The sequence below is a fragment of the Ramlibacter ginsenosidimutans genome, assembly GCF_016654015.1.
Lineage (GTDB): Bacteria > Pseudomonadota > Gammaproteobacteria > Burkholderiales > Burkholderiaceae_C > Ramlibacter > Ramlibacter ginsenosidimutans.
The window spans coordinates 177,327-204,170 of sequence record NZ_JAEPWM010000004.1 but is presented as its reverse complement, the minus strand read 5'-3'; the positions used below and the strand labels follow the sequence as shown (position 1 = coordinate 204,170).

The window sequence follows — 26,844 nt, the reverse complement described above, 5'->3', positions numbered from 1 at the left end:
GCTTTGCCGTGTCCAGCCTCTGAGCGAAACGTCCCAGGCCAGACGCCGGGCCACCAGCAGCCTTGGAGCGACGGGCCACTCGCTCAAGTAGATCCTCCTCAGCTCCCGAGCGGTGTGCCCGAGGGATTCTGAGTCCGTCGATTCCATGAGCGTCTCGTCTTGTTGCGCTCACAGCGGCTTGGTCTTTCCACCTGCGCGATCACCGGCACGGCTGCAGTACGGTCTGCCGTTCACTGGCGGGCGCACTCTCCGTCCGTCCGCTGGGTGTTCCGCTGGCGTGCCGGCTTCAACAGACGCACCGCCGCGATGCCTGCCGTAGGAAAGGCCGGTGCACTCAACCTTTATTCACTGATACGCTGTCACAGCTGGTGGGCGACCCTGTGCTGGTCTTTTTGAACAAATCAAGCGTTACTCAATCCCGGGCGCATGGTAGCGGCCATGGCCGGCGAGCTGGAGATCGAGTCCGAAGCACTTCCGAGCTCCGCTAATGCAACCTCAATCCAAACGAATCGGGAGGAACGATCCCTGCCCCTGCGGTAGTGGGACGAGATACAAGCACTGCCACGGGCGTCTGGATCAACCCAGCGTGGCGGTTCGACCGCTGCCGCCTGACATGGGCCAGACCATAACCCGCAGGCACGTCGCAGAGGAGCGGCGGGTGGCCAGCCAAGGCAGGGGCCGCAGTATTAACACTGCCGAGCTGTACGGTTATCGGGGCGTTAGCGTGGGCAACGCCGTGCTCCTCGGCGTGTGGCGCACGTTCCATGAATTCTTGTGGTCTTACCTCTGGCACTGCTTCGGAGGGGAATGGAGGGAGGCGGAGGAGAAAAAACCCGAGCCCGAACGGCACGTCCTTCTCCGGTGGGAGTCGCTGTGGGTGGAACAGATGAGCGCGGGGTCGGCAGAACCGCGGAAGACGCGCTACACGGACATGACCGGAGCTGGGGTGGCATTGCAGACGCTTGCGTACAACCTCTACCTGTTGAAGCACAACGCTGAACTGCAGCGGCGTCTGATCGATCGCCTAAAGCACAGAGATCAATTCAACGGCGCCTACTACGAAGCGATGGTGGCGAGCTGGTGCATTTTGGCCGGCTTCAAGCTGACGTTGCTCGATGAAGTGTCGGGTAAGTCGCGCAACTGCGAATTCAACGCGACTGCGCCGTCCGGCCGGGTGTTCGCGGTAGAGGCAAAGGCCCGCCAGCCAGGCAAGGCTCACACTGACGTTGGGAATCAGCTTGTGGATGCGCTGAGAAAGCATACTGAGCACGAGCGCATCGTGTTCATTGAACTGAGCAGCGAGGATATTCCGTCCAAACAGCTCGTGGAAGAGGTGTCAAAAGCGATCCGAGGGCGGGAAGCGCTGACGTTAGGGGGCAAGCCTGCCCCGGCCGCTTATGTCTGCGTAACCAATCATCCGTATCACCAAACCCTAACAGGCACGGCCATCAAGCGTTTGATGGTGGCCGAGGGCTTCAAGGTGCCGGACTTTGGTACGACATGGTTCCCTACCCTGATCGAGCAGTTCAAGGCGGAACAGCGCCACGCTGAAGTTCTAGCCCTACGCGACGCATTCAAGAACTACCAAGTCCCCGCGACTTTTGACGGCGAAGTGCCCGAGGTGGCGTTTGGTCAGATCGAGCGACGATGGTTAATCGGCGAACAATACGACCTGAATAGATTCGGGTTGGATTGCACTGGTCTGCTCGAATTCGCCTACGTCGATGAAGAATCGGCGGTGGTCGAACTCCGGTTCCGGCTTCGAGAGGGCGACGAAAGGGTGTTTCAGGATTCGCTGAGCGCCATGGAGCTCGCCGCGTATCGGCATCACCCTCAGTCATTTTTCGGCGCCCTTATTGATTTGCCGCCCGAGGTCGACACCCCGTTTGACCTGTTTAAGGCTGTCTACAACGACTGCAAAATGACCCGGTCGCAGATTCTCGAGTTCTGTGCGGCGGCGCCTGACTTGGCTCGGCTGGGGGAGCTCCCGGAGGAAGAGTTGCGGCTGGAATTCTGCGATAGGTACACCCGATGGTTAATGCACAACGGGTTCCTCGACGCAGAGACGGACGCCGGCGACGCTGAGGAGGCACCCCCCAGTGACGGCGCCCGGCCCGTTGCTTAGCCAAGTGCGTCCACACGCCGGAACATGCGGCTGCCGCGCAGAGACCCTCAACATTCCGGTGGCGTTATTTGATCTCTCGCGATTTCGAGCTCGGTACGCGCACGCACGCGAGGTGTCGCACATGAAGTGATGGGCCCGCTGATGGGTCGCGGCCCCAGTGGTCCCGGTCCCGCAGGCCGCGCCAGTGCTGACATGCAGGCGGAGTCCTGCGGCGTCAGAGCCGACGGATTGTTGATCCGATGATCGCTTGGCAAGGCAGGGATGCCACGGTTGACCGAGCGGCGTTGCCAGATGCGGGGGATTCAGACGCCTAGCCCGCTCGGCGCATTCCGTTTGCCACCTGAGAGAGATTTTCAATGCTCTCCAGTAGGCGCTTCAACTGAACATCGCGGGCCTCAAAGAGGGCGCTCAGGCGCTCGATCTCACGCTGCATCAGTCCGAGATCCCAGTCGGCCATCTCCGCGGTTTGGAAGTGCACGCCACATGCCTCGCAAATCTTTGCTCGTCTTCGGAACGTGATCTCACCAACTGTCGGGTTCATCGGAGGGGAGTACGTGTAGACAGCCGGATCCGTCGAAGCCACGGGATGGTGGTCAATGCTCCCGCAATGTGGACACTTCATCCCCAGCGCGGGCTTTCCATATGGATTGGGCATGGCTGAAACCTATTGGTCGGTCAGATCTGCATTCTTCCCCAGTCCTGCTACTTCGAGCGCAACCGCCTAGCCTCCAACCGCTAGGATCCTGTATATCCCGCGACTCGCGCCAGCACCTAGATGACCTTCGCGAGGATGATGCCCATAAGCACCTAACATGGGCGTATTCATTGGATGGCCCTCAAGGCTTGTCGGCGCCGCGGCAGGCGTTCACCTTGGTGACCTTGCCCCCGTCGCCCCGACCAGGGCGTGCACCTGCTGCAGTGCATCGTCGCTGTCGCTAGCGAAGATGTGGTGCTGGATGCTGGAAGCTTCGTCCCAATGGTGCCGCCGGGAACTTGACATCCGCGTTGACTGCAAAGCTCTTGTTCATGGTTGCCCGTGCGTGATTGCATCGACCTGACGGCGTGCTCCAGCACGCGGCGGCGCTAGTCCCACGTTAGCGAGAGATATCAGTGAGGTTCACCTCAGGCTAGGTGATCATTCCGATCACCTCCACGGTCTGCTTCTCGACGACGTGCCGCGTCTCATGCTCGGGCTGAGCATGCGATATGCATCGCACATGACGTCGATCTCGTGCGTCGAGCGCACGCTCACTTCGTAGGCGTCGGGCGTGCCCGTGGCGATTGCGACGATGTAGATGATCGTGACGTTGCCGGGGTTCTCAGCAGCGAGTGCAGGCGGGCGCTCGCCGTGCTCGCAGCTTTAGCGCGCCGTCGGGGAGCGGGGGAATTTCGGCGGGGTGCTCAGGGTCGGCGGCGGTGCCAGACAGTAGAGGTTTCGGGCTTCCGTCCACGCGTCGCTTCGTCCAGGCCCACTGCCTTGAGGCTGTCCATCTCCGCCCGCGTCAGGCGCGCGCAGGCCCTGGATTGCGTGAGCATCTGTTCCCTGCTCATGGCACGCATGCTGCGGGGGAAGTTCGTCCTCCAAAAGTCCAGCGTAGCCTGCTGCATCTCTTCCAGTGTCATCGTTGGCTCCACATTGGGCATGTCTTGCATCTGCGCGATGCGAAGCTCTCGCTCCGACGCTACATGGTGGCCAGCCTTCCGCTTCAAGAACATCCTAGCCGCTCGGCCAACAATTTCTGATCTGACGGTTGCTTCTGCGGAGTGCAGACGCTATTTGGTGAGAGCCTCACAAACTTTCAGCACCGAGAGCGGATCCGGTGGTGAGTCGATCCAGAGCGCCTCAGCCACTTGGCGCAATGGTAGGTCCGAATAGTAGACCTGGTGAAGAACTTGCGCGACGCCCCACGGACTTAAATCGGTTAGGTCTGAGTCTTGGCGCGCCTTGCGCATCGCCGCCGACTCGCCGGAAACTGGGTCTACTTCGATTCGAGCATCCCTGAGCCGCGGCGCGTGGGCGATGCAGTACGCGCGCGTCACCCAACTGGACGCGGCAAAGGTCCGGGGGTACTGCGCTCGACATGATTCTGCGGTGTACCGGCCTGGGTATGTGGCCTCGACGCCTCCCGACATTCGAAGATGCTGACTCCAGCTGCGAGCGGTTCTTTCGCATTGCTCCAAATCGACGGGACCGAAGCGCTGATCGCAAGCTGCTAGCTGGGCGCGTGCTGCGGATTCCGTGCGGGCCGATGATGCTGCGCGAATGCACTCGGCTCGGGTGGTCGGCTCGCAGCCGAATGGATTCAAACACATTGAGTTCGCCGTTCCAGCGGTAGCAATGGCGGCGGCGATGACGATACGCACCGAGCGCTTCACGTTTATCCCCCGGCGCCTTCGATTCGGATCCGGCGCGCTTAGAAGAATACCAATCGCGCACGAGTTTGTCACTCATAGAGCGTGGACCGATAGTGCTCTGATTTTTAGGATGCCCAGCCATGGGGTCCCCTGCGGAAGACGATGTGAAAGTGCGGTTCGGCCGGAGGTTGGCCGAACTGCGCAAGAGCATCGGTTGGTCGCAGGAAAAGCTCTCGTTGGGGAGCGGCGTTGCGCGTAGCTATCTCGGCGGGGTTGAGCGCGGCCAGCGCAATATCGCGTTGATCAATATCTGTAGGCTCGCCGCCACTCTAGGTGTTCCCGCGTACGCACTCCTCGATTTCGACGGGGATCTCGACACCTAACCAGCCACTCCCATCCGTGACGTTGCGGTGGGGCGCTCTGCGGGGCCGGTTTGCTAATAGGAGCAGGACTAGGCGCCCATGGCCCCGTCCCGGATAGAGGCTTATGCAGCACCCGCCGGAGTGTTCATGCGTCCGTTCGCATTGTGGCCAGTGATGCCAGCAGGTCGTCGGATCAGTCGGGATCGGCTCTTTGGGCGTTGAAAGCCGTCCCCGGCGGGAGTGCGTCGGGCCACGGACACCTCGCCCTGCAGTTCGAGCCTTCGTCCGCGCGCTGGGCTGGCGTAGAGACACGGGAGCCTTATGACCGACAAGACTCCTCCACACCAACCGCAAACCTCCTGCCCATGTCAACAAACCACGAGATCCACGCGCAAGGGCAATTTGTAGGGCAGCTTGTGGGGCGCCTCGGAGCGCGGGCACCAGTTGCAGTCTCCTCGGGCTGTAGGAGCGATGAACTCGCTCCCATCCCCCCCAACAGCCCCGGTTCGCAAACTCCCATGACCATTCAGAAGTGCAGCCCGGATTTGGTTCGACTCCCCGTTTTGTATGAACTACACTACATCCTCGCGCGCGCACACGTAGTTCTCAGGTTTGTAAAGCCGGCCGATGAAGACGATCGGTTTGGTGGCATGCTGCGCCACCATAAGCGCATCGCTTTCCCAGCGCGAACGCCCCCGGTTTCCTCGTCTGCGGCCGCGTGTAGCAGGTGGCTGCAGATTGGAGGCATGCCCCCTGAAGTTAGAAGACTACCGTCTCCTGCGCGTGCCGTTGGAGCGCGAGAGCGCGTCGGAGAGTGCGCGTGCCGGAGGTAGCGCACGCAAGTCCCTTAAGGACCTCGCCGCGCCGATGAGTGAAGTCGCAGGATGGCGCACTTGCTGCGCTCTGGGCGGCATCCCACCGTCATGCTGCCTTCCTTGGCTGTGGAACGACCGTTAGTTGAGGGACAGTAGCGGAAGAGGACGTCCGTTGGTCACGATCTGCATTCACTACCCGAGCTTTGTACTTCGGCCAGTCTTCCTGCACCGGGTCCCACAGATCAAAGCCAAGCTCCTGTGCTCGACGCTCAACTCCCGACTGCCTGTCCGACCAGTGCGTACGTTCTGATCCTGGCGGTGCTGCAGGTCGATTAAGCCAATTAGCGCTAAACGTACGCCAAGAGTTCTCGGTGATCAGTCGAATAACGTCTTCCAGCTGTATGCCGGCCTGATCAGCGCTTCGCCTGAATCCCTCCAGGACGGTCGTTGTGATGGGTAGCCTTTGCTTGATTCGAAGTTGTTGAAAGTCGTGCAGCAGCTGTGGCGGAAGGCCTTTGAGGGCACCGTCGACTGCGGACGTTTCCTTGATGGTTCCTGATCGTTGCTTATGGTTAGTGTGCCGCGGTGTCAGCGCTCCAGTGACCGTAGGGCAGTAGGCGGATGACTCAGGGGCATGACATTGAGTTTGCGCGTCACAGGTGCCGCTTTGGCACTCGTGTCCCGATGGCACCGGTTGTAGACAACCGTTAGGCTGGACGATGTAAGTCGAGTGCCGACCATTTGATCGATCGGCCCTCAGTAGATTGGCTGCCTCGAGTTCTTTGATGCCGCGAATGACCGACCTTGTCGAAAGGCAAGTACGCTCGGCTGTCTTCTTTATCGCGGGCCAGCAACTGCCCGCATCGTCAGCTTGATCAGCCATCGACATCAGAACAGCCTTTGCGACCGCAGACACAGTTCGGATTGGCCAGCATTGGGAAGAGATCTTGATGCTCATCTCATTCTTTTGCGCGTGCGATCCGATCCAGGCGTGGCCCTCTGGCGTGAACGTGGCCTCTCACCGTTGAACGGGTCACCACCCTAGTCACTCCCCCGCGTGATGCGACGCATCTGCTCGCAGCAATGCGCTTGCGCGTGCGATCTCGAGAACATACGAGTCGAAGTGGCCCGGTGACGCAAGCCAACGGCCTCCGACCATGAGCAATGCTCCTGCATGAACGAGATTTGCTCGATGCCTTCGCAGGAACCAGTCCAGTGACGTGTCTGATGGGAAAAGGTGCTGGCGACTTTCCCTGTATTGGGCGAGCGGCAACAGGGCCTGCATCTCACAAATCCTCGAAAAGACGGGCCTGACAGTGCCCCACCGCAACAAATTGCGGCGTCTCGAGAATCTCAGAGTGCGGGTGTGTTGGTCAAAGACATAGCCCAGTTCTGCCATGACATAGCCACGGCTATGACATCACTTTTTCGGGATGCCCTGTGCGAACTTGCGTGCGATGTGCCGCGGGCTGTATCCGAAATGCTCCGCAGCCTGCCGCACTGCGACTTCGTACTTCGGGCCCCCCTTCCGGCCGTACCCGAGATCCTCATGTATGAATCTCACGACCGCCTCAGGCGTCGCCTGCTTTGCTGCTTCCGTAGGAGGTCGGGGCTTCCGCCCCACTGCCGACTGCCGAAGCTGACGCAACTCTAGGCAAAGAGTGAACGCGCGTGCGAGAAAATTCGCTCGCGCCGACCCAGGGCCGAAGTGCATAACTCGTTCTCCGGCGCGCCTCGGGACCTCGGCGGCGGCCTCCAGCGTCTCAACAATTTCTACGTACAGATTTTGAGCATCAGAAGTGAGCGCGTCCCAATCGATGCCGGTGTCTTCGCAGGATTTCCGGCACCGGCCGATGGTCCGCACGTAGCCGCGAGCCTGTTTGAGCAACTCGCGCACCGCAGACAGGATCGCCTCTTCCTGGGCATCTTCAGCGGCTTGGGGGCCGATGTAGCCCCGGAGTCCGGTATAGGGTGGGGCAGGGCGCCTGTGGAGGGAAGGCACCTGCAGCCAGTTGTCCGCGCGGTGCCTGTCATCTTCGGGTACTTCGGCCGGCAGGATCGGCGCCCTACCGAAGGGGACGAAACGGCTGAGGTCAATTGGCCCAGTCAGAACCTGCATCGAAGCCTCCCATCATGCGATGTCACCAAGAACGCGATGGAGCAGAGCACTTTTGTGCTGAGTAGTCAGGTGACTGTATCGCTTAGTAACCTGCAGCTGCCTGTGGCCCAACACGTCCGCGATTTCTAAGAGCGTGGCGCCGTTCTGCGCCAGCATAGATGCGCAGGTGTGGCGTAAATCATGGAACCGGAACTCGCGAATGCGTGCAGTGCGGAGTGCGGCGCGCCAGCGACCCTCGTACGAGTACGGCTTTCCGGGGCTCTTCCGTGATGGAAATACGAGGTCTGAAGGTTTGGCGTTCGCGCGATGAGCATTCAGCTCTTGTATGACTCCAGGCAACAAGGGTAAGCCGCGCGGATCCCCGTTTTTCGTGCGCGCGCAGTAAGCAACTTGGAGTTCCAGGTTCATGTCTTGCCAGCGGAGGCGAAGAATTTCGCTCTTGCGAGCGCCTGTGGTCAACGCTAGCAATACAAGGAGATATAGCTTCGGCCACCTCGACTCCCTGCAAGCCTGCAGCAGCCGATGCCGCTCTTCTTCCGTCAGAAATCGAGTCTTCTCGTTGTGCTCTCGCGGTCGGTCCACCGTTTTGCAGGGATGCGCGTACCCCTTCGGAGTGATTCGACGCTTAATAGCCCAAGTAACAACGGCCGCCAGTGCCGCGGCGTAGCGATTCACGCTTGCCGGTGAGAGGGGGCGCCCCTTCGACTTGAAAATCGAGCGACCGTCTGCGTCCTTGCCCATGTAGTACCGAGCCGGCTGCTTAGCGAGTCCGTCCAGAGCGGAATGGACATGATCATCCGATAAGTCAGAGAGCGAGAGCCCTCCGATGCGGTCGACCCACCATTCAAGCCGTTGCATGCGACTGCTGTCGCGGCCGGAATAGCTCGAAAGATAGAGATGTACCAGTTCACGAACCGTCAGCGCGCCGTCGCGCAAGGGGAACTGGGACGCGTTCCCGCCGACCGGGGGCATCCGTAGATCGCGGTCTCGTGCCATGCTGTCAGACATTGCACAGTCACCGCTGGACTGTTTGAACGTTGCCATTTGAGTACTCCAGGTATCAGAGAACCCGCCGTGACCGGCGGACTGAACGTGGAGCCCCGAAAGGCCCGTCCTATCGAGGTAAGTGGTGGGTCCTGTAGGATTCGAACCTACGACCTACGGATTAAGAGTCCGCTGCTCTACCAACTGAGCTAAGAACCCACTGCTTCGAAAATGGTTTGTGGTGGAGGGCAGGAGGATCGCTCCGCCTTCCGCCGCGTGTATCCATGGGCCATGTGCGACAAGGATCCGGCTTGGTTCGGCCAGCCCGTCGACGTCGGCGAGGACAACGCGTTGAAGTGTATCACACGAGGCGGGCCGGCTCGCTGCGGCTCATCAGCGCCGCAAGGGCCCGGCTTCCACAATTTTCACGGCGTCCGCCAACACCGGCGAGCAGATGCGCAGCTTGGGAAGCCTGCCGCTGAGCTCTGCCTCAGATCGGGGTCCGGTACCCATAGAACTCGTGGTCTTCGTTGTAGCCACCCTGGCCGGAGCCGAGGTCGCCGTAATCAGCCACGAACTCGATGGCCGCGATCCACTTGACCATCTTGAAACCGAGCTCGTTCTCGCAGCGAAGGCGCAGGGGCGCGCCGTGCAGGACCGTGAGCGGGCCGCCGTTCATCTCATACGCCAGGAGCGACAACGCGTGCTGCATGTTCGATGTGCTCTGCACGTCGTAGTAGCGGCCACCGCTGCCGCCATCCGCGAGTGAATAGAACACTGCGTAGCGGGCTTGTGCCGTGGGCTGCACGAGCTCGATGATGTGGCGCATGGGGACGCCGCCCCACTTGGCGACGCCGGACCAGCCCTGGATGCAGAAGTGCGTCGTGATCTGTTCCTGCCGCGGCATCGCCTTCAGGTCGGCCAGGGAAAACTCCGCCGGCTGTTGCACCATGCCGCCGACCCGCAGCCGGTAGTCGGCGAAGCCGCCGGCCAGCAGGGCCTCGAATTCCGGCGAGGCGGGCATCGTTCCATTGGGCCAGAAGTGGGGCGAGATATCCTTTTCGGTGAGCTGGCTGGTCGCGTCCCACCACTGGGTCACCGCTCCGAAAGGCCGGGCCATGAACGTCCCGGCTTTCTGCACCACGCGTGCATGGGCCAGCGTGAACGGCGTGGCCCACCACCAGGCCAGGGCGACCAGCAACATGGCCGGGGCGAACACCAGGGACCCGCTCCACGATGCATCGCGAACTCCGGCAAACATCATGTTCAGGTTCGCACGTGCGCCCGTGACGAACACCAGGGTGACATGCGCCAGGATGAACAGGAGGAACCAGCACAGGGCCATGAAGTGGATCGACCGCGCCCGTTGCCGGTTCAGGGCGCGCCCGAACCACCCGAGCGAGTTGGAGATGGCGGGGCTTTGCATCAGGCCGGTGAGGATCGACGTCGGTGCCGCAATGAACACCGTGGCGAAATACGCCAGCTGCTGCAGGCTGTTGTAGCGCGTCCAGCTTTCCTCGGGCGGAAACGTCAGCGACAGGTATTGCAGGGCCGTCGATACCGCATTGGGAAACACCTCCCAACTGTTCGGCACCAGCCGTTGCCATTGGCCGGTAGCGAACAGGAGCACATAGAACACGAGTCCGTTGACCATCCACAGCAAGGTCGTCGAGAAGTGCCACCACCGCGCGAGCCCGATGGAGTGGCGGATGCCCGGAAGACCCAGCCACCCCGGCAGGGTCACGGAGTCGTCCTTGGCCGTCCAGATCCGCCCGGTCGGCACGGCCTTCTGGAAGCGGAACCACTCGGTTCCGGGAGTGCAGTCGCGTTTCCAGTACAGGCGGGGATGGTCCGCCAGGATCTGGATGCCGGCGCGCACGATGAAGACCATGAGGAACAGGTTCAGGAAATGCAGCGACCTGAGCCACGCCGGGAATCCGGTGGTGACGACCGCGGCAGTTGCCGGGACGCCCGGGTACCGCGCCAGAAATTCCCGCACGCTCTCGAGTTCACGCAGCCCTCGGGCGGCCGCCACTGCGGACACAAGGAAGACAAACGCCAGCGGCAACAGCCACAGGACGTTGATCCAGCGCTCGCCGATCCTGATCCTGGGGATCACGCCGGCCTGCGGCGGCAGCCACTCGCTGAGGCGGACGCGGTCATCCGCGCCTTCGAGGCGCGACGCCAGGGCATCGTGTGGGCGCGGATTCGGAGGGTCTTCCGGGGCGGTCGAGCGCATGGTCGGAGCTTCAGCGCGCGTCGCGACGACGGGACTTCTTCGCGAGCTGGCCGCGTTCGAGCAGGTGGATCATCTGGTCACCCCGTGGCTAACGGGGCGGTCTGGGGGAATGCACATCGAGCCCGCCGCGGGGCACAGGAAGCCCTGCGATCATCATCCGGATCTCCTCGATGGCATGCGACGGCTCCAGTCCCTTCGGACAGACTTCCGCGCAGTTCATGATGGTGCGGCAGCGGAACAGCCGGTAGGTATCGTTGAGGTCGTCCAGGCGCTGGCGCGTCGCCTGGTCGCGGCTGTCGACGATGAATCGATAGGCCTGCAACAGCCCGGCGGGCCCGACGAATTTCTCCGGATTCCACCAATACGAGGGGCATTGGCTGCTGCAGCACCCGCACAGGATGCATTCGTACGCGCCGTCGAGCGCTTCGCGCTGCTGCGGCGACTGCAGCCTTTCCCTTTCGGGCGGCGGGTCGAAGTTCTCCAGGCACGGGTTGACCGAGTGGTATTGCCGGAAGAAGTTCGTCATGTCGACGACAAGGTCGCGAATGATCGGGAATCCGGGCAGCGGCCGCAGGACGACCGGCTGCTTCAGGTCGCGCACGCGCGTGATGCAGGCCAGCCCGTTGCGCCCGTTGATGTTCATCGCGTCGGAGCCGCAAACACCCTCGCGGCACGACTTGCGCAGTGTCAGGGTGGGGTCCTGCTGTTTCAGGCGCAGGATCACGTCGAGCAGCATGTGGTCGGCGGGACCGGGCTCGATTTCGTAGTCCTGCAGGCGGGGCCTGGAATCCTCATCCGGGTTGTAGCGCGAGATGGAGAGTTTCATCGGAAGATCCGCAACGGGCGATCAGGCGCCTGCAACGAACAGGATGACGACGACCCATCCCGCGAGGACCGCGAGTGCGGCCGCAAGCAGGGCGAGCAAGCCGTTGCGCACGGCGGCGGGTCTCGCATAGTCGATCAACACGTCGCGAAGCCCGACCCACATGTGGCTGCAAAGCGCGAGAAAGAACACCGCCGCCGCGGCGCTGACGGCGGGGCGGTGAACCCACCCGGCCCACTCCACGAAGGTCACGCGTGGGTGAAGACCCAGCGAAACGAGGGCGACGATCAGGAAGGCCAGCATGTACACGGCGCTGCCACGCTGGACGAACCACGCGGGGAGGCGGGGGAATTGATTCTTCACCACAGCAGACCCGCGGCCACGACGGCAACAGCAAGCGCGCCGAGATTCACCAGGTACGCCGTCTTGCGCGCGATGAGCAAGGGCGAGCCGACGCCAATGTCGGACAGCATGTGACGGATTCCGGCGAGCAGATGATGGGCCAGTGCCCACGCCAGCAGAACGGCGGCGGCTTTCACCGGGAGCGAGCCGGCAAGCGCAAGCGCGTGCTCGAAGCCTGCTTCGCTGCGCAGTGACATGGCGAGCAGGTAAACGGCAGCTGGAATTCCGGCAGCGAGAAGAACGCCCGACACGCGATGGCCGATGGATGCGAGCGCCCCGACCGGCATCCTGATCTGGAGCAGGTTGAGGAAGACGGGTCGGGACGAATGCTGCATGGAGAAGCGTTGGATGCCGGATTCAGCTGCGCTGCAGTCGTCCAAGGTGAACAGGATCGCGTCGGTCGGCCGCATTCAACTCGCTCGACCGCGCACCTTCTTCAGCACTGCACCCTTGTGCATGGCGACGTGCGCGGTCTTGTCGCTCTGGATTTCGTACTGCGGGTCATCGGGGGTGGCGTGGTGGGTGTATCCCTTGTAATCCGTGTCCCTCACGTGAACCCTGGTGATCCTGCCGCTGACCGTCCCGGCTTCGGAGTTCCAGGTCACGTGGTCGCCCACCTTGAATGTCGCAGCCATGTGCTATCTCCCGTGTGCGCGGCGTGCCGCCCCAACTGGCAGCGAAGCTGCGATGCACCGGGGCGAATGATCACAGCGTACTCGCGTCGTGCTCGGCAATGCGAGCGCATCCAGGCCACCGCCTGCAACGCGCAGCGGCCTTCGACGCGCTCACACGCTGCCAGTGAACGCCGATCGGGACGACGGGCCATTGATCCAGCGCAAATGGCGCCCACCCTCAATGTGCGCCAGCGAACAGAGCGGATGCCGCGGTTGACGCACATTGAACAGGCTCGAGAACCACAGTTCATCCAGCAACGACCCAACGATCGGAGGTCAACCATGCACGCCCGCCGTCCTCTTCTCGCAGCCCTTTGCGCGCTGCTCCTGCTGGCCGCCTCCGGCTGCGCCGTCACCCGCGGCCAGGAATCGGCAGGCGCCTACGTCGACGACGCCACGATCACCACGGAGATCAAGAGCCGCTTCGTCGAGAACAAGCAAGTCGATGCCAGCAGCATCCACGTGGAAACGCTGAACGGTACTGTCATGCTTTCGGGCTTCGCGAAGAACCCGGCCGAGAAGTCGACTGCAGAAGCGATCGCGCGCGACACCAAGGGCGTGAAGTCGGTGAAGAACGAGATCGCCGTGCGGCCTTGAGCTTCACGGCCGTCGGGCCCGCAAGGATTGGAAACCCCTAGGAGAAGCACATGAGTATCGGAACCATATTGCTGATCGTCCTGGTCCTGGTGCTGATCGGAGTGATACCGACCTGGCCCCACAGCAGGAGCTGGGGCTACGCGCCCAGTGGTGTGGTGGGTCTGATCGTGGTGGTGCTGGTCGTGCTGCTGCTGATGGGCCGCCTGTAGCAGGCAGGTCGCTCGATGTGACGAGGACGGCCCGCGCCCCGATGGTGGGGACGGCGCCGGTTTCCCGCGTACACGCCGCCGGTGACGACCGCTCAGGGCGGTGGACACCGGCTTCTCCGAAGCGTGCCTGGCTGCATCCTGGGCCATGCACAGCGATCTGTCGCGCGTCGGCTGGTTCGCACGGCTTCGCTGGGTTAGCATGCAGTCCGGAGTACCTGTTTGTGCTTCACCGTACAGACTGTTCGGGGCCGCGCCAGTAGTCTGACCTAGCCGAGCAGTCCGCTCCGCGCCCGGCAAGGAAGCTGATGAACACCGCACCGATCGCGCTGACGGGTGAATGCAGGAAGCACGGAGGCAAGGGTGCGGCTCGCCCGGATGGCCGGGGACCTTGCTTGCCCAACGCCGCTTCCATCGAGGAGCCCTGATGGTGGTTCCCATTTCCATTCGCGGCAACGACGACGCGTCGCGAGTCGCCGAAGCGATCGTTTCGCGCTGGCGCGACATCGAGGAAGCGCTTTCGCCCATCGTCGGCACGCTCGGGGTTGCCACGCTCTATCGTCGCTGCATCTTCCTGGCGGGCAGGACCCATCCCTGGCTGATGCACGGTGAAACCGGCGACACGCCGACCCTCGACCTCGGGGCGCTCCATGCGCTGCTTGCGGGCCGCGACAGCGCCGAGGCGAGCGCAGCGGGCCAACTGCTGCTCTCAACTTTCAACGACTTGATCGGGCGATTGATCGGCACCTCGCTGGCCGATCGGCTCCTGAGCGCACATCCGGACCCATTCGCCGCAGGCGAGGCCCCGCAGGACACATCCAAATGAATCCGAAGGTGAAGATCAACCGCATGGCCACGGGCGTTCCGGGGCTGGACGACGTCCTGGGTGGCGGGCTGCCCGAGTTCTCCTTCAACCTGATCGCAGGCCTGCCCGGCTGCGGCAAGACGACGCTGGCGCACCAGATGATGTTCGCGCTGGCCACTCCCGAGCGGCCGGCGCTGTACCTCACGGTGCTGGGCGAGCCTCCGCTGAAGATGCTGCGGTATCAGCAGCAGTTCGAATTCTTCGATCTCGAGCGCGTCAACGATTGCATCCACTTCGTGAACCTGGGCGACGAAGCACTGGGCGGGAACCTGGACAAGGTGCTGGAGAGCATCGAGGCGCAGGTGCATGCGCACGCGCCGGCCTTCGTGTTCGTGGACTCGTTCCGCTCGGTGGCGATGACCGGCACGACGGACTCCAGCCTGCAGCACTTCATGCAGAAGCTGGGCGTGCTGATGACGAGCTGGGAGGCGACCACCTTCCTGATCGGCGAGTACGCAGCCGACACGGTCACCAACCCCGTGTTCACGGTGGCCGACGGACTGATCTGGCTGCACCAGAGCGTTCAGCGCAATTCGATGGTCCGCAAGATCGAGATCATGAAGATGCGGGGACAGCCGACGCTCGCCGGCATGCACACGTTCCGGATCGGCGCGGCGGGCATCGAGGTGATCCCGCCCGCCAGCGCGCTGGTGAGCGCATCGCCCGCACCGAGCCGGCCGCCGACCGAACGCGCGTCCCTCGGCAACGCCGGGCTCGATGCCATGCTCGGCGGCGGCCTGCCTCGCGGGTACTCGCTGCTGGTCGCAGGCCCTTCGGGGTCGGGCAAGAGCATTCTCGCGGGGTCGTTCCTGCAGGAAGGCGCGCGCAATGGGGAGGCGGGCGTCATCGCGGTGTTCGAGCAGCGCGCCAACCGATCGCACAACGCGGTGCTCGCGCAACTGATTGCAAGCGGGCGCGTGGGTCTCGTGGACAGCCGGGCTGCGGACCTGTCGATCGATGACATCGTCCAACGGCTGATCAAGGAGGTGCGGCGCCTGCATGCGACGCGTGTGGTGATCGACTCGCTGTCGGCCTTCGAACTGTCACTCGCGCCCACCTTCCGCGAGGACTTCCGCGAGTCGCTGCTGCGGCTGGTCAGTGCGCTGGCGCAGGAGGGGCTCACGGTGCTGCTGACGTCCGAGCTGGAGGACCGCTACACCGACCTGCGGTTCAGCCCGTTTGGCACCGCCTTCCTCACTGATGCCATCGTGGTACAGCGCTACATCGAGGTGGACAGCCGGCTGCGGCGCGTGCTGGCGGTGGTGAAGGTTCGAAACAGCTGGCATTCGGACGAATTGCGCGCCTACTCCATCGACGCGGACGGGATTCACGTCGGCGAGATGCTGGCGGACCAGGAGGGTCTCCTCGGCGGCCGCCCGACCCGCAAGGTGGAAGTGATGGACGCCGCGGCGTCGCCGGCCTCCGGCCCGCTGCCGGCGGGCGCAGGCAGGTCGTCGTGAACGCCGCCCGCGCCGCGCAGTTGCTCGAGGCGAACGAGCAATTGGTCCTGGCCGTCATCCGGGCCCAGGACGAAGCCGCGACCGCGGCCCAGGCGCTCGCGGAGGTGAGCCGATGCTGGCACCTGGTGGAGTTGGCCGAGCGCGCCGCCGGCGTGATCCTGTTCGACCGGCTCACTCACGCCATCACCCTCGCCCGGCGCAGCGGCTCCCGCCTGGGATTGCTGTTCGTCAGCATCGACAATTTCAAGGAAATCACGGATGCGATGGGCCACGCGGTCGGCGACCAGGTTCTCACGCTGGCGTCGCAACGCCTGAATGCCGGTGTGCGCGCGTCCGACGTGGTCACCCGCCACGGTGCGAGCGACTTCCTGATACTGCTCGGTGCGATCTCCGACGCCGCCGATGCGATCGCCGTGGCGGAGTCGCTCGTGGCTGCCCTGGCCCTGCCGGGGGTCGTGGGGAGCGCGTCGCCGCGCCTGAAGACGAGCGTCGGCATCAGCGTCTTTCCCGACGATGGCGATGATCCCGATGGCCTGATCGACCGCGCGACCGCGGCGATGTACCGGGCGCGCCGGCGCGGGCTGGGCAGCTTCTTCTTTCGCGGCGAAATTCCCAGCAGCGCCCGCAGCCTGGAACTGCGAGGCCAGGAGGCCGCGAAGTCGTCGGCGGTTGGCCCAGCCAACGCCAAGGATGCCGGCTCGCAAATGCTGCAGCAGCGGGAGGCCAACGAAAACCTGCTGCAGGCCGCACTGCACGCGCACGAGTTGCTCGAGGCCGCCGAGCTCGTCAATCGGCGCCAGCTGGAATTCATGGGCATCGTCGCCCACGAATTGCGCAACCCGCTGGGCCCCATCAGCAATGCCGCGGCGTTGCTGGAACACGCAACATCGGGCGCCAGCGTGCTGCGCACCGTCAAGGGTGTCATCGAACGGCAGGTCGCTCACATCTCCCGGCTGGTCGCCGACTTGCTCGACCTCACGCGGGTGAGCACCGGCAAGATGCGGCTGGAAATCAGTCGCCTGGACATCGTCGAATTGATCGGCGACGTGGCGGACGATAGTCGCGCCGCCGTCAGTGCGCGCGGGCAGAGCTTCGACGTGCGCCTTCCGGACGGCGCCGTGATCATCAATGGCGATCGGGTCCGCCTCGGCCAGGTCACCGCCAACCTGATCGGCAATGCCTCGAAGTACACGCCGCAGGGCGGCGCCATCGAGCTGTCACTGGAAGTGGTCGGCCGTTCCGTGGTGATGACCGTCGCCGACAACGGGATCGGGATCACGCCGGAAGCACTCTCGCATGTCTTCGAGCCGTTCGTGCAGGAGCGGCACGCCACCGAATTCGACGGATCGGGCCTGGGGATCGGCCTCGCGCTCGTCCGCGAGCTCGTTCAAGGGCACGGGGGCGATGTGGCCGCCAGCAGCGCGGGTGCCGGCCAGGGCAGCCGCTTCACGGTGACGCTGCCGGTGCTGCGCGCGACGGAGTGAGGACGCGCACGAGCGAAGGCACGACGGGCAAGCCTCCGGTCGGAGTTCATCGCACGTGCGCCGTCCTCGGCCGGCGGAGCATCTCCACTACCTCGAACAGGACCATGCCGCCGACCATGGCGATCACGAAGATGATCGCCTTCGGTTGGCCCATGCCGAGATCCACGAGCGCCGGTCCGGGGCACAGGCCCACGATCCCCCAACCTACGCCGAACAGCACGCTGCCGGTCACAAGCCTGCGGTCGATATGGCGCTCGGTGGGAAGCCGCATCGGCAGGCCGAGAAAGGACAGGGTCCGTTTGCGAGCGATCGCGAACGCCAGGGTTCCGACGGCGATGGCCCCGACCATCACGAACGCGAGCGACGGATTCCAGGCTCCCCCGAGGTCCAGGAAGCCCAACACCTTGGCCGGGTCAGCCATGCCGGAGACGATCAGGCCCACGCCGAACAGGGCACCAGCGAGCAGCGAAAAGAAAACGGTCATCGAGAAGTCCTGGCTCAAGAGCCCAGCAAATGGCGGGCGACGAAAACGGTGAGGAAGCCCGCGGCCATGAACGTGGCCGTCGCCACCATGGAACGCGGCGAAAGTCGCGAGAGCCCGCAGACTCCATGCCCGCTGGTGCAGCCGGAGCCGTAGCGCGTTCCCACACCGACGAGCAGGCCGGCGCAGATGAGCGCGCCTTGGCCGGCGTTGATTTCCACGCGTGGCACTGCCGCGAACAGGGCGTACAGCATGGGAGCGCCGACCATGCCGGCGATGAACGCCGCGCGCCAGGCCACATCTCCGCGCACGGGGTTCAACAGCCCGCCGAGAACGCCGCTGATGCCCGCAATGCGGCCATTCAGCAATACGAACATGGCCGCCGCCAGCCCGATGAGCACGCCGCCGGCCGTGGCAGCCCCGGGGGTGAATGCATTCCAGTCGATCGTCACTTCTTCTTCACTCCTTCGGACAAAAGGTGCGGTACAGGGCCGCGAGAATCTGCATCAACGTCGGATCGGTCACTTTGTAGAAGACGTTCTTGCCGTCCTTGCGGGGGGCCACTACGCCTTCACTGCGCAGCACCCCGAGTTGCTGGGAGAGGCTGGGCTGGTGAAGGTCCAGCTCTTCCTCCAGCTCACTGACGCACATCTCACGCTGGCTTAGCGTGCACAGCAACAGCATGCGGTCCGGATGGGCCAGCAGCCGCAGCGCCGCGGTGATCCTGTCGGCCTCGGCACGCATGCGGGCCGGATCCATCGTGGTGCGGACTGTCATCGGGCGTTTCACTTTGATTGCATCGTTAATATTATATTGCAAGGTATAATATTGGTCAACCAACGAGCTTCTCAGGAGCATTCCAATGAGCCGACGCATCCTGGTGGAACCATTCTTCGACCCGAAGACCTGGACCGTTTCTTACGTGGTTTCGGACAAGGCCAGCGGAAGGGCAGCGGTGATCGACCCCGTGCTCGATTTCGAGATGAAGTCGGGCAGCACGAGCACGGAATCCGCGGACAAGGTGCTTGCCTATCTCCGCGACAAGAGGCTGAAGGTGCAATGGATCCTCGAGACCCATGCCCACGCGGACCACCTGTCCGCCGCGCGCTATATCCAGCAGGAGGCCGGCGGGCTGGTCGCCATTGGCGAGCACATCCGCGAAGTGCAGGCCGTGTTCAAGAAGCTCTACAACCTGGAGCGCAACTTCCTGCCCGATGGGAGCCAGTTCGACCACCTGTTCAAGGATGGCGAGGTCTTTCGCATCGGTGAGGTGGAGGCGACTGCGCTGCTCGTGCCCGGCCACACACCGGCAGACATGGCGTACCTGGCCGACGGCGACGTGTTCGTCGGCGACACGCTCTTCATGCCGGATGTCGGCACCGCGCGCGCGGATTTTCCCGGCGGCGACGCGCATGCGCTTTACCGATCGATCCGCCGCATCCTCGACCTGCCGCCGCAGACCAGGATGTACGTGTGCCACGACTACCCGCCGAAGGGACGCGGGCCACAGTGGGAAACGACGGTGGCCGAACAGCGTGCGAAGAACGTCCACGTGCATGACGGCGTCAGCGAGGATGAATTCGTGGCCATGCGCAAGGCGCGAGATGCGACATTGGAGGTTCCCACGCTCATCCTGCCGTCGATCCAGGTCAACGTGCGGGCCGGCCACCTGCCGCCTGCGGATGACAACGGCGTGGCCTACCTGCGGATCCCGCTCAACGCGCTGCCACGGACGAAGTGACTGTCGCTGGAGCTTCGCGCTGCGCGTGAGTGCCGCTGCGTTGTCGACATCTCGTCGAAGAGGCGGCGGCGGAAAAGAAAAAGGCCTTGACGGGTCAAGGCCTTGGGAATCGTGTGGTGGAGAGGAGGAGGATCGAACTCCCGACCTTCGCATTGCGAACGCGACGCTCTCCCAGCTGAGCTACCCCCCCACAACGATCGTTATTGTAGCAAAGCCGCGGAGCAGTTTCCGGCGTCCGGACCAGGCTAGCCCAGCCCGTTGCGCGACGCGAGCTCCACGAACAGGGCCGAATGGTCCAGGTCGGCGAGGCCGTGCTGCTCGCTGGCCTCGGCGTAGAGCCGCTCGAAGAGGGCGGTGATCGGAGCGTCGAAGCCGATCTCCTCCGCCGTCGAGAGTGCATTGCGCATGTCCTTCAGCTGCACGGAGATCCGCGCCCGCGGCGTGAAGTCGCGCTCCACCATGCGCTGCCCGTGCAGCTGCAGGATGCGGCTGTCGGCGAAGCCGCCGGCGATGGCCGTGCGCACCTTCGCCATGTCGGCGCCGCCCTTGGCGCAGAGCAGCAGCGCCTCGGCCACGGCGCCGATCGTGATGCCGACGATCATCTGGTTCGCCAGCTTGGCCAGTTCGCCCGCGCCGCTGGGTCCCACGTGCGTGGCCCGGCCGAGCGCCTGGAAGACGGGAGCCGCGCGCGCGAAGTCCGCTGGCTTGCCCCCGACCATGATGGCGAGCGTCCCGTTCTCCGCACCCACCGTACCGCCGGAGACGGGCGCATCGAGCTGGCTCACGCCGCGCTCGGCCAGGCGTGACGCATGGTCGCGCGCTTCGCGCGGCTGGATGGAGGCCATGTCGATGAAGAGCGTGCCCGGCTGCATGGCGTCGGCGGCTCCGCGGCGGAACAGCACGTCGTCGATCACGGGGCCGTTCTCCAGCATGCACACGACGATCTCCGCGCCGCGCACCGCATCGGCGGCGTGCGCGTGGACCGTCGCGCCGAACGCCGCGAGGGGATCGGCCTTGGGGCGGCTGCGGTTCCAGGCGTGCACCGCATGGCCCGCTTCGCACAGCCGGCGCGCCATGGGAAAGCCCATCGCGCCGGTGCCGAGCACGGCGATCTGCATGGCTTCGTCTCCTTCGAAGGTGGTGCGGCCATCATGCGGCCGGACCGCCCCGCGCGCCTGTCACGCGGCTTTCAGCAGCGGCGGCGCGAACCGCGTTTCCAGCTCGCGCCGGATGCGGTACGCGTGCGTTCCGGTGTCCATGGCGACGTCCGCCCAGGCGAGGCTCTGGCCCTTCTTCACGGCGCGCACGACCTTCACGTCGTGCGCCAGCCCGAGCGGCAGGCCGCCCATGCGCAGCGAGGTCTCGGCGGGCAGCAGCTTGCCCCACACGGTGTAGCCGCCTTCGCCGTCGAGGATCTCGCCGGGCTGCAGGTCGCGCTTGGCGGTGGCGACGACGTCCGCGTTCCAGCAGGTCGCCACGCCCGTGGCTTCGCCGCGCAACGCCACGCTCGCGACGGACATGCCGACCTCCAGCCCGATCAGGTGCCAGCGCTTGTAGAGCGTGAAGTAGCGGCCGCTGGGGTCCGTGTGCGCGTTGTATTCCTCGAAGCAGTTCCTGATGTATTCCGTCTCCGCTTCCACCGTCACCCATACGCCCATCCGGATGTCGTAGGGCAGGACGCGTCCGTCGGGCTCCAGCGACGAGATCACTTCCACCATGCCCTTGTGCTCCAGCACGCCGCCTTCGCTGCGCGGGCGCGTCACGAACGGAATGTCGGGCACGCTCGCCGGCGGATAGAGCAGACCGTTGCTGGGGACGGTGAGCCCGGTCGCGTTCGCCACGGCGGTGCTTTCGATGGAGGGCTTGGAGCCGTCCAGGAAACTGTTGAACATCTTCGGGTTCAGGCCGCCGCGCTTCGCCTGCTCTGGCGTCAGGCCGTAGTAGCCCCAAACCGTCTCGGGCGTGGACTCGCAGAAGTGAGGCAGCCACTTGTGCCCGCGCCCGGCGGCCACCACCGGAAAGCCGCAGGTGCGCGCCCAGTCGACCAGGTCGCAGATGAGGGCCGGCTGGTCGCCGAAGGCGAGCGAGTACACGACGCCCGCCTCGGCCGCCTTGCGCGCGAGCAGCGGGCCGCAGAACGCGTCCGCTTCCACCGTGACGTTCACCACGTGCTTGCCCTGCGCGAAGGCTTCCAGGCAATGATCGACCGCGGAAATCGGGTGCCCCGTGCACTCGACGATCACGTCGATCGCGGGATGCCGCACCAGCGCCTGCCAGTCGCCGCCCACGTGCGTGGCACCGGTCTTCAGCGCCTCGTCGAGCGATGCGGCCTGGCTGCGCTCGGCTTTCCAGCCGACGCGCGCGAGGTTGGCGCGAGCGTTGTCCGGCGAAAGGTCCGCGATGCCGACCAGGTGCACGCCGGGCGTGCGGGGCACCTGCGCGAGGTACATGGAGCCGAACTTGCCGGCGCCGATCAGGCCGACGCGGATCGGCTTGCCTTCGGCGGCGCGTTGCTGCAGTTGCGCGTGCAGGGACATCTCAGGCTGCCTTCTTCATCTGGTCGATGGGCCCGGGCGAGGTGACGAGTGCGCTGGCAGGCATGCCGTTCTTCCAGGGCAGGTCCACGGGATAAGGCTTCAGCAGGCAGTCGTCCGGCAGGCACTCGATGGGCGTGAAGTCGCGGTGCGCGATGAACTCCGGCCGCTTGAAGCGCCGGATGTGATTCGAGACGGCGCACAGGCTCAGGTACACGCTCACCCGGTTCCACGGCGACAGGTTGCTGCTGGACGCGTGGACCAGGCAGCTGTGGAACACGATCATCGAGCCGGCGGGCCCCTTCGGGCTGACGATGCCGCCGTTCTTGCCGCCGGCGCGTTCGACCAGCTGCGCGATCAGCGCGTCGTCGACGGTCCACAGCGGATAGCTCGTGGTCGTGAGGTCATGCTTCGCGTCGACCACGCCCTTCTTGTGGCTGCCCGGGATGAACATGAGCGGGCCGTTGTACTCGTTCACGTCGTCGAGGAAGATGGCGACGTTCATGGCGCGCTCGGTGGGCATCAGGTCGTCGTTCAGCCAGGTACCGTAGTCCTGGTGCCATTGCCAGACGTCGCCCTCGAAGGCCATCTTCCCGTTGATCTTGAACTGGTGCATGTAGACCTGCTCCTGGAACAGGTCCATCACCGGCTCCACCATGCGCGGATGGCGCGCGAGCCGCGCGAACGGTTCGCTGTACAGGTGCGCGGCGAAATTGGTCCGCACGGCGTCGCTGTTCTTCTCGCGCACGTTGAACGCCTCGCGCCGTGCGTACAGCGCGGGCACGGCTTCGTTGAGCGTCCGCGTCTCCTGCGGCGTGAACAGGCCGGGGAAGAACAGGTAGCCGTCGCGGTCGAATTGCTGGAGTTGTTCCGGCGTCAGTTTCACGTGGGCCTCCTTGGGTGGCTGGTGTTCGCTGTGGCCGTGCCGAGCACGGCGTCCAGCCGCTCGCCCAGGACGCGGCTGGCATGGGAGCCATGCTCCTCGATCAGGCGGGCGGCGCGCTCCGCGTCGCCGGCAGCGATCGCATCGGCGATCGCCTCGTGTTCGTCCCAGACCGCTTCGCGCTGCCCGGTCTGTTGCAGCACCGCGCCCATCACGCGCTTCAGGTGCTTCCAGTGCAGCTGCGCGGTTTCGGCGATGAGGGGGTTGCCCGCCGCTTCGTACAGCGCGCGGTGGAAGGCGAGGTCGGCATCGATCATCGCGGCGACGTTGCTGCCGCGCGCGGCGAGGCGGCCTTGCAGGATCAGGGCGGGATCGATGCGGTGGCGCCGATGCGCGGCAAGCCGCGCCGCGAGCGCATCGAGCGCACCGCGCACCTGGTACATGTCGCGCGTCCACTGCGCATCGAGCGCGGACACCTGCAGCCCGCGGCCGGGCGCGTCCTGCACGAAGCCGTCCTTCTTCAGCAGGCGCAGGGCCTGCAGCACCGGCTGGCGCGACACCGCCAGCTGCTGGGCGATGTCCTCCTGCGTGATCCGCTGGCCGGGGGCGAGGGACCCATCGCTGATCGCATCCAGCAAACTGCGGTACACCCGGTCCACCAGGTCGGGGGCCGCTTCGAGCTGCAGGAGCTGGGCTGGCATGTCCGTACACTGTATACAGAACGAAGCGGCTTCAACCGCCAAATACCGCACCGACAATCGAAACAGGATGTGTCAAGATGTTGCGAAGAGTGGAACCGGAGACGAAGTTGAGGGATGGAGCCTGGCACGACGCGATGTACAACAACCGGCAGCTGGTCCCGGAGTACGCCGACTATTTCGCCCGCTGGACGAGCGAATCCGCCCGGGCGCGGGCCCAGGGGCCGTGCGAGCTGGACATCGCGTATGGCAGCGGCGCCGGCGAAACGCTGGATGTCTTTCCCGCTCCGAGCGGTGACGCGCCGGTGCTCGTGTTCGTGCACGGCGGCTACTGGCGTGCCATGGACAAGAGCGAGCACTCCTTCGTCGCGCCGGCATTCACGCGCGACGGCGCCTGTGTCGTGCTGCCGAACTACGCGCTGTGTCCCGCGGTGACCATCCCGCAGATCACCTTGCAGGTCGCGCGCGCCGTGGCCTGGACCTGGCACCACATCGGCCGATTCGGCGGCGACCGCCGTCGCATCGTGGTGGCGGGGCATTCGGCGGGCGGGCACCTCGCCACCATGATGCTCGCGTGTCTGTGGCAGCAGCTGGACCCGGCGGTGCCGCGCGACCTGCTGCGCAGCGCTCTCGCGATCTCGCCGCTGAACGACCTCGATCCCATGATGCGCACGCCCTTCCTGCAGGAGTCGCTGCGCCTGACGCCGGAGCAGGTCGCGCAGGCGAGCCCCGCGCGGCTGCCGGCGCCCCGCCAAGGCACGCTCTACACCGTGGCGGGAGCCGCCGAGAGCACCGAGTTCCATCGGCAGAACCGAATGATCCAGGACGCGTGGGGGCCGCGGCGCGTCCCGGTGTGCGAACTGCTGGCCGGACGCAACCACTTCAGCGTCCTCGATGCGCTGGTCGAGCCGCAGCACCGGCTGCACCAGCTGGCGCTGGACCTGCTGCGGGCCTGAGCGGGCGCGGGCACGAGCAATTGCAAAATCCGCCCGCGGAGGTCGAAGCCGAATTTGTAGACGGGCGGTGAGCCGCAGGCGAACCCCAGCTTGCTGCGCGACGCTGGATCGCTGGGGTTCGCTCCGCTCACCGCCAGCCTACACACACCCAGCCACGCCGCGCCAACGACAAGGGGCGCCGAGCGCCCCCTGTTGTTCATCGCAGCCGGCCGCTTACATCAGCAGGTGTTCGCCGGCGTTGTCGCCGCCCAGGATGACGTAGTTCACCTTGCGGATGTCGCCGAGCCTGGTGCCGCCGGCGTAGCTGATGGAGCTCTGCAGGTCCTCCTCCATCTCGCGCAGCGTGTCGGCCAGCTTGCCCTTCACCGGCTCGAGGATGCGCTTGCCTTCCACGTGCTTGTACTCGCCCTTGTTGAAGTCCGAGGCGCTGCCGTAGTACTCCTTGTACAGGCGCCCGTCCACTTCGACGGTCTGCCCGGGCGATTCCTCATGGCCGGCGAAGATCGAGCCGATCATCACCATCGTGGCGCCGAAGCGGATGCTCTTGGCGATGTCGCCGTGTTCGCGGATGCCGCCGTCCGCGATGATGGGCTTGGTCGCCACGCGCGCGCACCACTTCAACGCCGACAACTGCCAGCCGCCCGTGCCGAAGCCCGTCTTCATGCGCGTGATGCAGACCTTGCCGGGTCCGATGCCGACCTTGGTGGCGTCAGCGCCCCAGTTCTCGAGGTCGATCACCGCCTCCGGCGTGCCGACGTTGCCGGCGATCACGAAGGTCGACGGCAGCTTCGCCTTCAGGTGGGCGATCATGTTCTTGACCGTGTCGGCATGGCCGTGCGCGATGTCGATCGTCACGTACTCGGGCGCCAGCCCCTCGGCCGCCAGCCGGTCGACGGTGTCGTAGTCGGCCTTCTTCACGCCGACCGAGATGGAGGAGAAGGCGTCCGCTTCCTTCATGCGCCGCACGAACTTCACGTTGTCCAGGTCGAAGCGGTGCATCACGTAGAAGTAGCCGTTCTGCGCCAGCCAGAGCGCGACGCGCTCGTCGAGCACGGTCTTCATGTTGGCCGGCACCACCGGCAGCTTGAAGCGGCGGCCGCCGAATTCGATCGAGGCGTCGCATTCCGAGCGGCTTTCCACGCGGCACTTGCGCGGCAGCAGCAGCACTTTGTCGTAGTCGAAGATTTCCATGGTTCCAGGCTCCGGAGGTCTGTTGGATGAACAGGTGGACGCTTGGACTGGGACCCGGCGGAATGAAGGCGGCGCTTCAAACGCGAACCGGGCCACAAATGCTTGGGCCCGGTGCCTGATTCTATCGAGGCGTACCTACGGGGTACATGCGGTGCGGCTGATAGCCCTGATATGTCCGCGTGCATCGGCCAGCACCGCGACCAGCCGCAAGCGCTCGGGGCGGGTGCCCGGGTGGATCTGCATCGCCCGGGTTTCCGCCAGCGCGCCGGCCGAGCGCCCGGCCGTCGTCCCCCACTCGGGCCGGAACACGTTGCGGACCAGATGCCGTTCCACCGGGCTGCCCTCGGTGCCGGCCGGGAGGTCCTCCACCAGCAGCAGCCACGCCTGCCATGGCTGGCTGCCTGGCGCCCGCAGCACCATCGACGTGCCGATGTAGTCGTTGAAGGGCTCGCCTTGCGCCAGCCGCAGCGGCACCGGCTTGCCCTGGCGCCGTCCGAACACGGCATCGCTGCGCGCCGGCAGCGGCTTGCCGAGCACTTGCAGCCGGTCGCGCCCGTCCTCCAGGGCCACCGCCGACAGCGGCGCGTCCTCGCCTTGGGCTCCAGGTACCACCCAGTCGACGGCAATCGTGCCCGCGGCGGGTTCCGGCGTCGTGCGGTCGCGCCAGCAGTCCGCGCAATCGGCGCTCACGAAGCGCTCCAGCACGGCCGCAGGTTGCGCCACGCCGTCGCTGGTGCACAGCGCGTGTGCAGCCGGGGGCAGGGCGAGCGCAAGCGGCAGGAGCAGGGCGGCAGGCGATGAGGTTGGCACGGCAGGGGCTAAGGATGGCGGCGGGCCGGTTCCCGCCCGG

General features: G+C 64.9%; 27 protein-coding genes, 2 tRNA genes and 1 pseudogene. 10 read left to right on the top strand and 20 right to left on the bottom strand.

The window, feature by feature from the left end; all coding sequences use genetic code 11:
- Positions 1-493: 493 nt before the first annotated feature.
- Both JJB11_RS26660 and JJB11_RS12130 read left to right on the top strand, forming a co-directional pair.
- Positions 494-574 (top strand): annotated as a pseudogene (locus JJB11_RS26660) (SEC-C metal-binding domain-containing protein); the annotation flags it as partial.
- 84 nt (positions 575-658) lie between these two features.
- Positions 659-2,125 carry a hypothetical protein gene (locus JJB11_RS12130; RefSeq protein ID WP_242528933.1) on the top strand — a complete coding sequence of 489 codons (1,467 nt, stop codon included), beginning with the start codon at positions 659-661 and terminating at the stop codon, positions 2,123-2,125.
- A gap of 310 nt (positions 2,126-2,435) precedes the next feature.
- On the opposite strand, the gene JJB11_RS12125 is transcribed toward JJB11_RS12130, so the two are convergent.
- Positions 2,436-2,582, bottom strand: a complete 147-nt coding sequence (locus JJB11_RS12125; protein ID WP_201171059.1) for a hypothetical protein — start codon at positions 2,580-2,582, stop codon at positions 2,436-2,438.
- Between the two features lie 2,038 nt (positions 2,583-4,620).
- On the opposite strand from JJB11_RS12125, the gene JJB11_RS12120 reads away from it, so the two are divergent.
- Positions 4,621-4,863: a helix-turn-helix domain-containing protein gene (locus JJB11_RS12120; RefSeq protein WP_201171056.1), complete on the top strand. Its 243-nt coding sequence runs from the start codon at positions 4,621-4,623 to the stop codon at positions 4,861-4,863.
- A gap of 900 nt (positions 4,864-5,763) precedes the next feature.
- On the opposite strand, the gene JJB11_RS26655 is transcribed toward JJB11_RS12120, so the two are convergent.
- The 9 genes from JJB11_RS26655 to JJB11_RS12075 all read right to left on the bottom strand — a co-directional run bounded on the left by JJB11_RS26655 (position 5,764) and on the right by JJB11_RS12075 (position 12,859).
- The gene (locus JJB11_RS26655; RefSeq protein WP_201171053.1) at positions 5,764-6,615 is read right to left on the bottom strand and encodes a helix-turn-helix domain-containing protein; all 852 of its coding nucleotides are present in this window, start codon (positions 6,613-6,615) and stop codon (positions 5,764-5,766) included.
- Positions 6,616-7,077: 462 nt separating this feature from the next.
- Positions 7,078-7,776 (bottom strand): hypothetical protein, encoded by a 699-nt coding sequence (locus tag JJB11_RS12110; protein ID WP_201171050.1) that lies wholly within the window; start codon positions 7,774-7,776, stop codon positions 7,078-7,080.
- A 12-nt stretch (positions 7,777-7,788) separates the two neighbouring features.
- Positions 7,789-8,820 carry a tyrosine-type recombinase/integrase gene (locus JJB11_RS12105; protein WP_201171048.1) on the bottom strand — a complete coding sequence of 344 codons (1,032 nt, stop codon included), beginning with the start codon at positions 8,818-8,820 and terminating at the stop codon, positions 7,789-7,791.
- Between the two features lie 83 nt (positions 8,821-8,903).
- A tRNA-Lys gene (locus JJB11_RS12100) sits at positions 8,904-8,979 on the bottom strand.
- Positions 8,980-9,250: 271 nt separating this feature from the next.
- Positions 9,251-10,999, bottom strand: a complete 1,749-nt coding sequence (locus JJB11_RS12095) for a molybdopterin-dependent oxidoreductase (protein ID WP_201171037.1) — start codon at positions 10,997-10,999, stop codon at positions 9,251-9,253.
- 88 nt (positions 11,000-11,087) lie between these two features.
- On the bottom strand, positions 11,088-11,825 hold the full coding sequence (locus tag JJB11_RS12090; RefSeq protein WP_201171034.1) for a succinate dehydrogenase iron-sulfur subunit: 738 nt from the start codon (positions 11,823-11,825) through the stop codon (positions 11,088-11,090).
- Positions 11,826-11,846: 21 nt separating this feature from the next.
- On the bottom strand, positions 11,847-12,185 hold the full coding sequence (gene sdhD / locus JJB11_RS12085; protein ID WP_340643149.1) for a succinate dehydrogenase, hydrophobic membrane anchor protein: 339 nt from the start codon (positions 12,183-12,185) through the stop codon (positions 11,847-11,849).
- Positions 12,182-12,634: a succinate dehydrogenase, cytochrome b556 subunit gene (gene sdhC, locus JJB11_RS12080; protein WP_201171029.1), complete on the bottom strand. Its 453-nt coding sequence runs from the start codon at positions 12,632-12,634 to the stop codon at positions 12,182-12,184. The genes sdhD and sdhC overlap by 4 nt, the downstream gene beginning before the upstream one ends.
- The gene (locus JJB11_RS12075; RefSeq protein WP_201171027.1) at positions 12,635-12,859 is read right to left on the bottom strand and encodes a hypervirulence associated TUDOR domain-containing protein; all 225 of its coding nucleotides are present in this window, start codon (positions 12,857-12,859) and stop codon (positions 12,635-12,637) included. It abuts the gene before it with no gap.
- 321 nt (positions 12,860-13,180) lie between these two features.
- On the opposite strand from JJB11_RS12075, the gene JJB11_RS12070 reads away from it, so the two are divergent.
- The 5 genes from JJB11_RS12070 to JJB11_RS12050 all read left to right on the top strand — a co-directional run bounded on the left by JJB11_RS12070 (position 13,181) and on the right by JJB11_RS12050 (position 17,510).
- Entirely contained in the window at positions 13,181-13,495 is a 315-nt protein-coding gene (locus JJB11_RS12070) for a BON domain-containing protein (protein ID WP_201171644.1), read from the top strand.
- A gap of 50 nt (positions 13,496-13,545) precedes the next feature.
- Positions 13,546-13,704, top strand: coding sequence for a DUF3309 family protein (locus JJB11_RS12065; protein ID WP_201171025.1), 159 nt, complete (start codon positions 13,546-13,548; stop codon positions 13,702-13,704).
- 424 nt (positions 13,705-14,128) lie between these two features.
- On the top strand, positions 14,129-14,527 hold the full coding sequence (locus JJB11_RS12060; RefSeq protein ID WP_201171024.1) for a hypothetical protein: 399 nt from the start codon (positions 14,129-14,131) through the stop codon (positions 14,525-14,527).
- Entirely contained in the window at positions 14,524-16,026 is a 1,503-nt protein-coding gene (locus tag JJB11_RS12055; RefSeq protein ID WP_201171022.1) for an ATPase domain-containing protein, read from the top strand. Before JJB11_RS12060 ends, JJB11_RS12055 begins: the two co-directional genes overlap by 4 nt.
- Positions 16,023-17,510, top strand: a complete 1,488-nt coding sequence (locus JJB11_RS12050; protein ID WP_201171019.1) for a diguanylate cyclase domain-containing protein — start codon at positions 16,023-16,025, stop codon at positions 17,508-17,510. Before JJB11_RS12055 ends, JJB11_RS12050 begins: the two co-directional genes overlap by 4 nt.
- A 46-nt stretch (positions 17,511-17,556) precedes the next feature.
- On the opposite strand, the gene JJB11_RS12045 is transcribed toward JJB11_RS12050, so the two are convergent.
- From JJB11_RS12045 to JJB11_RS12035, 3 genes are read right to left on the bottom strand one after another with little or no spacing between them, the layout of a single operon-like run.
- The gene (locus tag JJB11_RS12045; protein ID WP_201171642.1) at positions 17,557-17,994 is read right to left on the bottom strand and encodes a YeeE/YedE family protein; all 438 of its coding nucleotides are present in this window, start codon (positions 17,992-17,994) and stop codon (positions 17,557-17,559) included.
- A gap of 14 nt (positions 17,995-18,008) precedes the next feature.
- Positions 18,009-18,443, bottom strand: coding sequence for a YeeE/YedE family protein (locus tag JJB11_RS12040; protein ID WP_201171004.1), 435 nt, complete (start codon positions 18,441-18,443; stop codon positions 18,009-18,011).
- Between the two features lie 7 nt (positions 18,444-18,450).
- On the bottom strand, positions 18,451-18,768 hold the full coding sequence (locus JJB11_RS12035; protein ID WP_201171001.1) for an ArsR/SmtB family transcription factor: 318 nt from the start codon (positions 18,766-18,768) through the stop codon (positions 18,451-18,453).
- Between the two features lie 85 nt (positions 18,769-18,853).
- Here JJB11_RS12035 and JJB11_RS12030 point away from each other — a divergent pair, with 85 nt between their 5' ends.
- Positions 18,854-19,732: an MBL fold metallo-hydrolase gene (locus JJB11_RS12030; protein WP_201170998.1), complete on the top strand. Its 879-nt coding sequence runs from the start codon at positions 18,854-18,856 to the stop codon at positions 19,730-19,732.
- Positions 19,733-19,846: 114 nt separating this feature from the next.
- On the opposite strand, the gene JJB11_RS12025 is transcribed toward JJB11_RS12030, so the two are convergent.
- The 5 genes from JJB11_RS12025 to JJB11_RS12005 form a co-directional block, all read right to left on the bottom strand.
- Positions 19,847-19,922 (bottom strand) — tRNA-Ala (locus tag JJB11_RS12025).
- Between the two features lie 55 nt (positions 19,923-19,977).
- Complete coding sequence (locus tag JJB11_RS12020) at positions 19,978-20,850, bottom strand: NAD(P)-dependent oxidoreductase (protein ID WP_201170996.1); 873 nt, start codon at positions 20,848-20,850, stop codon at positions 19,978-19,980.
- Between the two features lie 60 nt (positions 20,851-20,910).
- On the bottom strand, positions 20,911-22,269 hold the full coding sequence (locus JJB11_RS12015) for an NAD(P)H-dependent oxidoreductase (RefSeq protein WP_201170994.1): 1,359 nt from the start codon (positions 22,267-22,269) through the stop codon (positions 20,911-20,913).
- A 1-nt stretch (position 22,270) separates the two neighbouring features.
- Positions 22,271-23,152 (bottom strand): phytanoyl-CoA dioxygenase family protein, encoded by an 882-nt coding sequence (locus tag JJB11_RS12010; protein WP_201170992.1) that lies wholly within the window; start codon positions 23,150-23,152, stop codon positions 22,271-22,273.
- A complete protein-coding gene (locus JJB11_RS12005) occupies positions 23,149-23,850 on the bottom strand; it encodes a GntR family transcriptional regulator (RefSeq protein WP_201170991.1) in 702 nt (233 codons plus the stop codon). Before JJB11_RS12005 ends, JJB11_RS12010 begins: the two co-directional genes overlap by 4 nt.
- Before the next feature lie 77 nt (positions 23,851-23,927).
- Here JJB11_RS12005 and JJB11_RS12000 point away from each other — a divergent pair, with 77 nt between their 5' ends.
- The gene (locus JJB11_RS12000; protein WP_201170989.1) at positions 23,928-24,803 is read left to right on the top strand and encodes an alpha/beta hydrolase; all 876 of its coding nucleotides are present in this window, start codon (positions 23,928-23,930) and stop codon (positions 24,801-24,803) included.
- A 213-nt stretch (positions 24,804-25,016) separates the two neighbouring features.
- On the opposite strand, the gene JJB11_RS11995 is transcribed toward JJB11_RS12000, so the two are convergent.
- Positions 25,017-25,994, bottom strand: a complete 978-nt coding sequence (locus JJB11_RS11995) for a GMP reductase (protein ID WP_201170988.1) — start codon at positions 25,992-25,994, stop codon at positions 25,017-25,019.
- Between the two features lie 135 nt (positions 25,995-26,129).
- Positions 26,130-26,804 (bottom strand): hypothetical protein, encoded by a 675-nt coding sequence (locus tag JJB11_RS11990; RefSeq protein ID WP_201170987.1) that lies wholly within the window; start codon positions 26,802-26,804, stop codon positions 26,130-26,132.
- Between the last annotated feature and the right edge of the window lie 40 nt (positions 26,805-26,844).